The following is a 10,210-nucleotide window of genomic DNA, read 5'->3' on the forward strand; positions in this document are numbered from 1 at the left end:
AGTCGGCTGACCGGTCCAACTGAGACGTAACGCTGCGGTTCATCCGGATGACTTCACGCCCCCCGGCGTTCATTGTGAGTACAACCAACGGAAGGGGAGGGGGCGACGTGGAACCGTTCCGTCTGCTGCACCCCGACCTCGTGCCGCAAAGACGCGAGTCGCTGCAGCACGCTGCGTCCATGCTCGTCCAGATGGGGCTGGACGACACGGTGCTGTCCGCGCCGCCCGTGCACCAGCGGCTCGCGCGCGTGGTGCTCGCGAGCAGCGACGTGATCGAGTGGAAGCCCGGTTACGGGGTGCAGAGCGCAGGCCACGACGAGCGCTTCGGCATCGTGCGGGTCGGCGGCGACCGCGGTGGCGTGTTCCTGTCCGGCATCCTGATCGCCTACCTCGACGTGCTGGAGAACGCGGCCAGGACGGGCACCTCGATCTCCGAGGACTCCTGGCGCACCCTGCTCTGGGCCCCGACCGCTCTCTTCGACCACGTGCTGCGCCGCCCCCAGGTCGGCATGACCGTGGTGATGCCCGGCCCCGGCACCGATCACCTGCCCTTCGAACGCACCCAGGCCGGCCAGCGCCTCCACCTCGCGCTGATGCAGGCCGTCCGGTTCGCCGTGAGCGGCGTCGTGCGGGCCCAGGACGACCGCACGCTGGTCGAGGACTGCGTCACGCTCGCGACGGCCTGTCTGCGCGCCGCGACGGTGGCGCTCGCGTTCGCCTGCGACGTCGGCGACGACCAGCCGTTGCCGATCATGGAGACCTTCGAGCACCGCTACCTGTGGCAGATGATCAGCGAGGTGCGCACGGCGGTCCCGCGGGCCCGCTTCGAGCAGTTCGCCGCGGCACTGCGCCGGCTCAACGACGTGTACACCGCGAGCCCGCTCCTCGTTGTGGGCAGCTGACTTCGAACGTCTCGACTTCGCGCCGACTTTCGTCGTTTCGCCACGCGAAGCAATCCTCGGTGACCTAACGTCCGGGCCATGACAGAGGAACGGTCGGCGGTCGTCGTGCGGGACATCCGCAAGAGCTACGGCCAGCTGAATGCGGTGGACGGGGTGTCGTTCACCGTGGCCGAGGGGGAGTTCTTCGGCATCCTGGGGCCCAACGGCGCCGGCAAGACCACCACGCTCGAGATCATCGAGGGGCTGCGCAAGCCCGACAGCGGCGAGGTCACGCTGTTCGGCGAGAGTTCGTGGCCGCGCAACGTGAAGCTGCTGCCGCGCATCGGCGTGCAGCTGCAAGCCACGGCATTCTTCGACAAGCTGACCGCGAAGGAGCAGCTGCAGACGTTCGGCGCGCTCTACGGCGTGAGCCACGGGACCGCGGCCGACATGCTGGAGCTGGTCGGCCTCGCGGACAAGGCGAACGAGCAGGAGAGCAAGCTCTCCGGCGGTCAGCGCCAACGGCTCTCGATCGCGTGCGCGCTGGTGCACGACCCGGACATCGTGTTCCTCGACGAACCGACCGCGGCGCTCGACCCGCAGGCGCGGCGCAACCTCTGGGACGTGCTGCGCGCCATCCAGGAGCGCGGCAAGACCATCGTCTACACCACGCACTACCTCGACGAGGCCGAGATCCTCTGCGACCGCGTGGCCATCATGGACACCGGCAAGATCCTCGCGCTCGACCCGCCGGCGGTGCTGGTGCGCGGCCTGGACGCGCCGACCCACGTGACGCTGCAGAAGGGCGTGGTGTCCGTCGTGGACGCTTCCGCACTGGACGGTGTCGACGAAGCGCGTGAGGACGAGGTGTCGCTGACGATCTCCACGCGCCGCCCCGCTCCCGTGCTGTCCGCACTGGCCGAACGCGGCGCGCTGGACGGACTGCAGGTCCGCACGGCCACCCTCGAAGACGTTTTCCTCAACCTGACCGGTCGGGAGTACCGCGCATGACCGCGTTCAAGACGCTCTCGGTGGCGATGCTGAAGGGGTTCGTCCGGGACAAGGTGACGCTGTTCTTCACCTTCCTGTTCCCCTTGATGTTCCTCATCATCTTCGGCCTGATCCTGCGCGACGTCGGCGCCGACAAGACCAGGATCGCGGTGGTCGGCGACGGCCCGATCGTCTCGGCGTTGAGGGACAGCGGCGCGCTGGAGCTGGAGCCGTACAACGACGAGAACTCCGCCGTGCAGAAGGTGAAGGACGGCGACCTGCCCGCGGCGCTGATCATTCGCGGCCGGCAGCTCGACGTGCGGTTCGCGCAGAGCGACCAGGTCAAGTCGGCGACCGTGCTCGGCATCATCAACGGGTTCGTGGACAAGGCGAACCTCGCCGCGACCGGCCAGCCGCCGCAGTTCACGTTCGCGGCCGAGAAGGTCGAGGACGCCTCGCTCAAGCCGATCCAGTACCTGACGCCCGGCATCCTGTCGTGGGGTGTCGCGGTGTCCGCGGTGTTCGGTTCGGCGCTGACCCTGGTGTCGTGGCGGCGAAAGCAGGTGCTGCGGCGGATCCGGCTCGCACCCGTTTCGGCCACTTCCGTGCTGTCGTCGCGGTTGCTGGTCAGCGGCGGGGTCGCACTGGTGCAGGGCGCGACCTTCGTCGGCGTGGCGTCGCTGCCGCTGTTCGGGCTGCAGCTGTCCGGGTCGTGGTGGCTCGCGATTCCGTTGCTGCTGCTGGGAACCCTCGCGTTCTTCGCGCTCGGCATGCTGGTCGGCGCGTTCGCCAAGACCGAGGAAGCGGCGTCGGCGGCGGCGAACATCGTGGTGCTGCCGATGGCCTTCCTGTCCGGCACGTTCTTCCCGGTCGACCAGGCGCCGGCGTGGTTGCAGACGGTGTCGAAGATCTTCCCGTTGCGGCACATGAACGACGGCATGCTCGACGTGCTGGTGCGGGGCAAGGGGATCGAGGCTCTGGTGATGCCCGCGTCGATCCTGGTCGGGTTCACGCTGGTCGTCGGGTTCATCGCCTCCCGTGTCTTCAAATGGGAGGAATAGGACAGATCCTGACAGGCCCGGTAGTCGTGTGCTCCCCGTCACGGTTCATGATGGGGAGCCATGACGTTCTCCACAGCGGCTGGACGGTTCCGCATCTTCGCCCTCGCCGAGGCGATCTCCTGGGCGGGACTGCTGCTCGGGATGTTCTTCAAGTACGTGGTCGTGCAGAACGAGATCGGGGTCAAGATCTTCGGCCCGATCCACGGCGTCATCTTCGTGGGCTTCATCCTCGTCACGCTGATGGCGAAGGAGCCGCTCAAGTGGGACGTGCGCACGCTGGTGCTCGGCCTGCTGTCGAGCATCCCGCCGTTCGGCACGGTGCTCTTCGAGCGCTGGGCGACGAAGACCGGCCGTCTGAACGAGGCCGCTACCGCACCAGCGCCCGAACAGCTCTGAGCTCGTCCTGCGGGTCGCCCTCGTGGTAGATCCGCTCTGACTGCTCGATGTTGTCCAGGAACACCTGGTACTTCACCGCGTTGTGCAGGTGTCCCGCCCGCCGGGCGACGTCGAGCGCTTCCAGCGGCCGGCTGTCCGGACGGTGTTCGAGCCACGCTTCGCTCCACACCTTCCGGACGTGGTCGCGCATCTCGTCGTCGCAGCGCTCCATCACCCGGCACGCGTCGAGCGCCGGGTGCCCCCACACGGCGTCGGACCAGTCGATGACCTCGCCGCTCTGCCGCCAGTTGCCGGGGTGGAAGTCGCCGTGCGTCAGCGTGTCCGGCAGCCCGAACGACGGCATCGGCACGGTCGTCGGGGTGATCCGCGGCTCGCCGGCCAGCGCGTTCTGCACGGCGACCCAGCGCGGCACGATCAGATCGACGTGCTCGGGCTTGATCGGCCAGCACTTGTCACCAGGTGCGTCGCCCAGCAGCACCCGTTGCGGTGCCGAGGCGATCACTTCCGGGACCAGCGTGGGGTCGTGGGCGGCGACCATCTTGATGACCTCGCCCTCGTCGGCGAAGAACGACGGGATGGCCTTCAGCCACACCGGTCCGTCCGCGGTGGGCAGCCGGTGGATGGTCGAGAGGTTCCAGGTGCGGACCTGGACCGCCGGTCCGGTGCGGTCGATCTGCGTGTCGGCCCATTCGATCAGCTCGGCCGGTCCGCCCATCCGCGCGTACGGCAGCCTGTTCGGGGCGTCCGCCTCGGGCTCCTCCGCGGGGTGGAGCTTCGAGCGGTCGGGTTCGCCGTGCGCCTCGACGTGGTAGGTGACCAGGCCTTCGGTCATCATCGCGCCGCCCCTGACCGAGACCAGCCGCAGCACGCTCGTGGGCACACCGAGCAGCTGCTCCAGGGCCTCGTTGACCGGCTCGACGTGGTTCCAGTCCGACGAGTCGACCGGGAACAACTCCGTTCGTCCGGCGAACCCGCTGGGCGCGCTGACCAGGGCGATGACGGTTCGTCCCGTCATCGGAGCACCAGCTTCAAGGCAGCCCTCAGTTCGTTCGCGGGGTCGTCACGGTGGTAGATGCGCTCGGAGTCCTCGATGTTGTCCAGGAACTCCTGGTACTTCACCGCGTTCAGCAAATGCGAGCTGCCGCGGGCGGCGTCGAGCGCTTCGAGCGGACGGCTGTCCGGACGGAGTTTCAGCCACGCCTCGCTCCACACGGCACGGATGTGGTCGTGCAGCTCTGGCGGGCAGAACTCGATGAGCCGGCCCGCGTCCAGTGCGGGATTGCCCCACACAACGTCGGACCAGTCGATGACCACACCGCTGTCGAACCAGTTGCCGGGGTGGAAGTCGCCGTGCACCAACGTCTCCGGCAGCCCGAAGGACGGCATCGGCACGGCTGACGGCCGGACCCTGGGCGCACCGGCCAGCGCGTCCTGCACCGCGACCCAGCGGGGCACGACCAGCTCGACGTGCTCGGGCGTGACGTCCCAGCAGTCGTCGCCCGCGGCGCTGCCGAGCAGGACGCGGAACGGCGCGGAGGCGATCACCTCGGGCACCAGCGTCGGGTCGTGCGCGGTGACCATCCTGATCACCTCGCCCTCGTCGGCGAAGAACGGCGGGACGGCCTTCAGCCACGCGGAACCGTTCGCGGTCGGCAGGCGGTGCACCGAGGACAGGTTCCAGCTCTTCACCTGGACCGCCGGTCCGGTGCGGTCGATCTCGGTGTCGGCCCAGGCGACCAGCTCGGCCGGTCCGCCCAGCCGTGCCCACGGCAGCCTGCGCGGGGCGTCGGGTTCGGGTTCCGCCGCGGGCTGGAGGTGGGTCCGGTCGGGTTCGCCGTGTGCCTCGACGTGGTAGGTGACCAGGCCGCCGCCGGGTGCGTGGCCGCCCTCCACCGAGACCAGCCTGAGCACGCTCGTCGGCACGCCCAGCAGCTGTTCCAGCGCCTGGTTGACGGGTTCGGCGTCGGCCCACCACCGGCTGGTCACCGGGATGGCCTCGGTGCGGCCGGCGAACCCGCTGGGCGCGCTGACCAGGGCGATGATCGACCGTTCCGTCACGCGACCATCATCGCGGCGCGCTCAACCGGATTTCAGTCCTCGAAGTCGCCGCTGGCCCGGCGGACCTTCGCGAGCAGGTCGGTGAGCTGCTCGGTCTGCCGGTCGGTGAGCCCCTTGAGGCCCAGGTTGACGTCGACGACGGCCGCGGTCGCCTCCTCGCGGCGCTGCAGGCCCGAATCGGTGATCTCGACCAGCGTGGTGCGGCGGTCGGTCGGGTGCGGCGTGCGGCGGACCAGGCCGTCGCTCTCCAGCCGGTCGACGATGTTGGTCACGCTCGTGGGGTGCAGCTGCAGGCGCTCGCCCATGACCCGCATCGGCAGCGCGCCCTTGCGGGAGAAGAAGAGCAGCACCAACGCCTCGTACCGCGCGAACGTGAGCCCGTGCGGCTTGAGGGCTGCGTCCACGGCGGACTGGATGATTTGCTGGACACGCATGACGCTCGTGACGGCGGCCATCGACGTGGCCGAACCAACGCGCTCGTCCCACAGTTCGGCCGCGCGGGCGATCGGATCGAACGGCAGCGGTGTCATGAGGCCCGAAGCTACCAGTCAGTACACCAGAGGATCATCAGGAGGCTCGTGTGCTTGTCGCGTTCAGCGTTGCTCCGTCCGGTTCGGACGAATCCGGAAGCGTCGCGAAGGCCGTCGCCGAGGCGATCCGGGTCGTGCGGGAGTCCGGCCTGCCCAATGAGACGAACGCGATGTTCACCTTGATCGAGGGGGAGTGGGACGAGGTGATGGCCGTGGTCAAGCGCGCGACGGAGGTTGTGCAGGCCAGCGCCTCGCGGGTCTCGCTCGTGCTCAAGGCGGACATCCGGCCCGGCTACACCGGGCAGCTGACGGCCAAGGTGCGACGGGTTGAGGAGCACCTCTCCGACACGCCATGATCGTGGTCCGCCGCCGACTTTGTACGGAGTCGAGCGGAGGCACATCTCGTGAGATTCGTGATCATCTTGCTGACCGCGGTGCTGGCGGTCATTCCGTCCGCGCACGCCGGACCGTCCACCAGGTGGGACAACATCGGCCCGAACGGCGCGGGCGGATACCTGGCGTTCGCCCAGAACGTCGCCTACGTGCTGCCGGGCGCTGGCCAGCAGGTGTTCCGGTCCGACGACCGGGGCCGCAGCTGGCGGCAGGGGAGGTTGTTCCCGGAGATGCGCGGCGCCGCGCTGGCCGCCGATCCGGCGCGGCCGGACAGCGTGCTCGTCGCCGGGTACGAGGGCGGCGGTGGTGCCGGGACCGTGCTGCGGTCTGTCGACGGCGGCCTGTCGTTCTCGGTCGCGTTGCGGACACCTTCTGAGGTGCAGGACGTCGCGTTCGGGGCGGCGGGTGTGTCGTACGCGGCCTCCGCGGAGGGCGTCTATCGAGGCGTTGGCGGGCTGGGGTGGTCGTTGCTGCCCGGATCGCCGGCCGCTGCCGAGGACGTGCAGGTCGTGGGGCCGGATCTCGTTGTCGCCGCGGGTGGCGTGGTGCACGTGCTGCGGGCCGGGAGGTGGTCGGCGTCCGCAGTGCCAGCCGACAAGATCAGTTCGCGCGGTGATGTCGTGGTGGCGCGCAAGTTCAGCGGCGGGGTGCACCTGTCCGTCGACCGCGGGGTTTCGTGGCGTGCGGTGACGGGGCCGTGGACGGCGTCGTGGATCTTGTACGGCGGGATCACGGCCAACGGCTGGATCCAGGTGCAGACGTTGGACGGGCACTTCATCAGCGCGGACCTGGGAGTTTCCTGGAAGCGGACCGACGCGGTGGAGCAGATCGACGTCTACACCGAGATCGGCAGCTTCCCGGACCTGCCGGACTGGCAGTGGGTCTACGGGTCCGGCGGCGTCTACGCGACTGCCGATCACGAGCACTTCAAACGGGTCGGAGTGCCTGGAGCGCACGTGCTGTCGCTGGCCGTGTCCGGGCGGTCGATCATCGCGGGGACGATGCAGGGGTCCTATCGGACCGATCTGCCCGTGGCGTCGCAGGAGTGGGACTTCGACGGGTCCGCGCCGCCGGCCATCGGGAACCGGGTCGGGGCGTTGGCGGCTCGTGACGGGGTCGTGCTGCGAGGCCGCAACGGGTATCGCGGGTCGATGGACACGATCTTCGTGGAACGGTCGCTGGACGGTGGCCGTTCGTGGGTGATCACCGCGGAGATGCCGGGAAACACGCGTTCGCTGGTGTACGACCCGGTTTTGCCTGGTCGGGTGTACCTGGGTGCGTACCTCATCAACGCGTTCTACGTGTCCTTGGACGGTGGGTCGTCCTTCGTGCAACGGGTGCACGGTCCGTTGCGCGGGATCAAGACCATCGCGGCTGATCCCGGTGGCATCTGGCTCGCGGACGCCGGTGGGCTCTACCGGTCGACGGACGCCGGTGTGACGGTGAAGCAGGTGCTGCCAGGGCGGATGAACTCGGTGCTGGTGGATCCGCGCGATCCGCGGCACGTCGTGGCGGTCGGGCAGAACTCGGTGTTCGTGTCGTTCGACGGGGTCTCGTTCACCGAGGTGCCCAAGGTTTCGGTTGAGCAGCTGTCCGCGATCGCGATCGCGCCCAACGGTGTGCTGTACCTCGGCTCGATCTCGTTCGAGGGATCCAGCAAAGGGGTGCTGCGGTCCTCTGACGGCGGCCGTTCCTGGACCGTGTTCGGCGGCCCGGACGTGGAGCGTGGTGTGGAGGCGCTGCTCGTCTCCTCGGATGGCCGAACGCTCTACGCCGGCACGGTGAGTGGATCCGTGCACCGGCGTTCACTGGGTTAGCGTGTCGGGCGTGGACGCGAGGCAGCTGTGGTTGAGGTTCGAGCCTTACCACGACGTCACGTACTTCACGCCCGAATCCCGCGCGGCAACCGACGCGCTGGGCTGCAAGGGCGGGTGGATGGGCTACTTCGGCATGCGCGCCGCGCCTTTGGGTGCCGCCTCCCCGGAGTTGGTGACGGCCGTCTTCTACAACTTCGCCCCGCGCATGGTGTCGCGCGCCCTTCCGGACGCGTGGGCGGTCGCTTCGCCAGAGGAGTTCCTGCGCGTACGGCTCCAGGGCGTGGACGGGGCGTTGCGGCGGTTGCTGGGCGACGTCGACACGCCCGTTGTGGAGGAAGCCGCTTCATTGGCCCGTGCAGCTGCTCTGGCCGCTCCTCTTGCGGGACGTCCATTGGCTGCCGCGAACCGTGCGTTGCCATGGCCCGTTGAACCGCATTTGGCGCTTTGGCACGCCTGCACGATCTTGCGTGAGGCACGCGGAGATGGTCATGTTGCTGCGCTTGTGGCTCATGGTGTGGGACCGTGCCAAGCGCTTGCGCTCTACGCCCGTGAGCATTCCCTCGATCCGGCATACATGCGCGCCGCGCGTGGTTGGACAGTCGAGGAGTGGGAAGCCGTTTCGGGCCTGCCCGGTGATCTTCCCGCGGTCGAACGAGCAACTGATGCCGCTGCTCTGACCCCGTGGGAGGCGTTGGGCGAAGGTCCGACGTCGCGGTTCATCGACCTGATGACACCGCTCGCTCTACGCATCGCTTCGGCCAACGAGGCGATGCGCGTCAACCCGATGGCCCTGGACCCGGTCCGGGAACTAGCCGTGCCAGGATGGAACACGTGACAAGGCCTGATCCTCGCAAGACCGCCGCACTGTCCGCCGCGCTCTCGGGCGCCGTCGACCTCGGTGCCCTGAAGGCGCGCGCCGACGCCGCCCGCACCGCCGCCGCCACGCCCGCAGCCGCCGCTGGTTCGCCGGCCGGTGGCGCCGAGAACGGCTCCGCGCCGTGGATCGTGGACGTCACCGAGGCGTCTTTCCAGGCTGTGGTCGAGCAGTCCCTGCAGGTGCCCGTCGTGGTGCTGCTGGGTGCCTCCTACAGCCCTGAATCCCAGCAGCTGGCCGCCTCGCTGACCCGGTTCGCGTCCGCCTCGGGCGGGTCGTGGATCCTGGCGCGGGTCGATCTGGAGACCGCGCCTCGGATCGGGCAGGCGTTCGGGGTTCAGTCGGTGCCGACCGTGGTGGCTGTTGCCGCTGGTCAGCCCATTGATGCGTTTGCCGGGCCGCTGGCCGATGCGGAGTTGTCGGCCTGGATTGCCCGGTTGCTGGACGCGCTGCGGGAGCGGCTGCCGGGGATTCGGGCTGGGGAGGCTCGGGCCGGGGCGCCGGTTGTGGCCGAGGAGGACCTGATTGAGGATCCTTTGATCGTGGCTGCCGAGGAAGCCTTTGAGCGTGGGGATTATGTCGCTGCTCAGGGGTATTACTCGCAGATTCTGGCTTCTGAGCCGGGGAATGAGCTGGCCAAGGAAGGGTTGGCGCAGGCGCGGTTCGCTGAGCGGGCCGAAGGGGTTGACCCTGCGGTGATCGCCAAGGCTGATGCTGCGGTTGAGGATGTCGAGGCTCAGTTGGCTGCGGCTGACGCGCAGGTGGCGTTGCAGCAGGTTGAAGAGGCTTTCAAGCGGTTGGTGGATACGGTTCGCCGGGTTTATGGGGATGATCGGGACCGGGTTCGGCAGCATTTGGTCGGGTTGTTCGAGTTGTTCCCTGCGGATGATCCTCGGGTTGCTGCGGCTCGGCGGAATTTGGCTTCGGCGTTGTACTGAGGGTTTTTAAGGTCGCCTGGTCCGTAGGTGGTTGGGTTGCGGGCGGCGCGGTTGCGTTGAGTGCGTTTCCTGGGGGCGCTGCCCCCAGACCCCCGGCAATCTGATCGGGGGTCCGGCGCCACACGTGGGTTGATGGCACGCCTGTTGTGTTGGGCGGCGTTGCGTTGCGTAGGTGGTTGCGTTGGCGGTGGGGTCCCGTCACGAGTCACACCAGAGCGAGCCACCCACGAGGAGGGGTGTCAAGCGGGCGAAAAGCGTGCCCGCTTGACACC

General features: G+C 68.7%; 11 protein-coding genes. 8 read left to right on the top strand and 3 right to left on the bottom strand.

The window, feature by feature from the left end:
* Positions 1-107 precede the first annotated feature (107 nt).
* From ACWGE0_RS32365 to ACWGE0_RS32380, 4 genes are all read left to right on the top strand, one after another.
* Positions 108-902 (top strand): hypothetical protein, encoded by a 795-nt coding sequence (locus ACWGE0_RS32365; RefSeq protein WP_452264704.1) that lies wholly within the window; start codon positions 108-110, stop codon positions 900-902.
* 78 nt (positions 903-980) lie between these two features.
* A complete protein-coding gene (locus ACWGE0_RS32370; protein WP_452264705.1) occupies positions 981-1,892 on the top strand; it encodes an ABC transporter ATP-binding protein in 912 nt (303 codons plus the stop codon).
* Positions 1,889-2,932: an ABC transporter permease gene (locus ACWGE0_RS32375; protein WP_452264706.1), complete on the top strand. Its 1,044-nt coding sequence runs from the start codon at positions 1,889-1,891 to the stop codon at positions 2,930-2,932. Before ACWGE0_RS32370 ends, ACWGE0_RS32375 begins: the two co-directional genes overlap by 4 nt.
* A 60-nt stretch (positions 2,933-2,992) precedes the next feature.
* Entirely contained in the window at positions 2,993-3,328 is a 336-nt protein-coding gene (locus ACWGE0_RS32380) for a DUF3817 domain-containing protein (RefSeq protein WP_452264707.1), read from the top strand.
* Here the strand turns inward: ACWGE0_RS32380 and ACWGE0_RS32385 are convergent.
* From ACWGE0_RS32385 to ACWGE0_RS32395, 3 genes are read right to left on the bottom strand one after another with little or no spacing between them, the layout of a single operon-like run.
* Positions 3,300-4,343 (bottom strand): phosphotransferase, encoded by a 1,044-nt coding sequence (locus ACWGE0_RS32385; RefSeq protein ID WP_452264708.1) that lies wholly within the window; start codon positions 4,341-4,343, stop codon positions 3,300-3,302. The two genes, ACWGE0_RS32380 and ACWGE0_RS32385, sit on opposite strands and share 29 nt — an antisense overlap.
* The gene (locus ACWGE0_RS32390; protein WP_452264709.1) at positions 4,340-5,386 is read right to left on the bottom strand and encodes a phosphotransferase; all 1,047 of its coding nucleotides are present in this window, start codon (positions 5,384-5,386) and stop codon (positions 4,340-4,342) included. The genes ACWGE0_RS32385 and ACWGE0_RS32390 overlap by 4 nt, the downstream gene beginning before the upstream one ends.
* Before the next feature lie 32 nt (positions 5,387-5,418).
* A complete protein-coding gene (locus ACWGE0_RS32395; RefSeq protein ID WP_452264710.1) occupies positions 5,419-5,916 on the bottom strand; it encodes a MarR family transcriptional regulator in 498 nt (165 codons plus the stop codon).
* Between the two features lie 50 nt (positions 5,917-5,966).
* On the opposite strand from ACWGE0_RS32395, the gene ACWGE0_RS32400 reads away from it, so the two are divergent.
* Genes ACWGE0_RS32400 through ACWGE0_RS32415 form a run of 4 tightly spaced genes read left to right on the top strand, consistent with a single transcriptional unit; the run spans position 5,967 to position 9,938 of the window.
* Positions 5,967-6,272, top strand: a complete 306-nt coding sequence (locus tag ACWGE0_RS32400) for an MTH1187 family thiamine-binding protein (protein ID WP_319965911.1) — start codon at positions 5,967-5,969, stop codon at positions 6,270-6,272.
* Between the two features lie 57 nt (positions 6,273-6,329).
* Positions 6,330-8,126 (top strand): hypothetical protein, encoded by a 1,797-nt coding sequence (locus ACWGE0_RS32405; protein ID WP_452264711.1) that lies wholly within the window; start codon positions 6,330-6,332, stop codon positions 8,124-8,126.
* A gap of 10 nt (positions 8,127-8,136) precedes the next feature.
* Positions 8,137-8,961 carry an SCO6745 family protein gene (locus tag ACWGE0_RS32410; protein WP_452264712.1) on the top strand — a complete coding sequence of 275 codons (825 nt, stop codon included), beginning with the start codon at positions 8,137-8,139 and terminating at the stop codon, positions 8,959-8,961.
* Positions 8,958-9,938, top strand: coding sequence for a tetratricopeptide repeat protein (locus tag ACWGE0_RS32415; RefSeq protein ID WP_452264713.1), 981 nt, complete (start codon positions 8,958-8,960; stop codon positions 9,936-9,938). Before ACWGE0_RS32410 ends, ACWGE0_RS32415 begins: the two co-directional genes overlap by 4 nt.
* Positions 9,939-10,210: the final 272 nt, after the last annotated feature.

The sequence above is a fragment of the Lentzea sp. NPDC054927 genome, assembly GCF_053610285.1.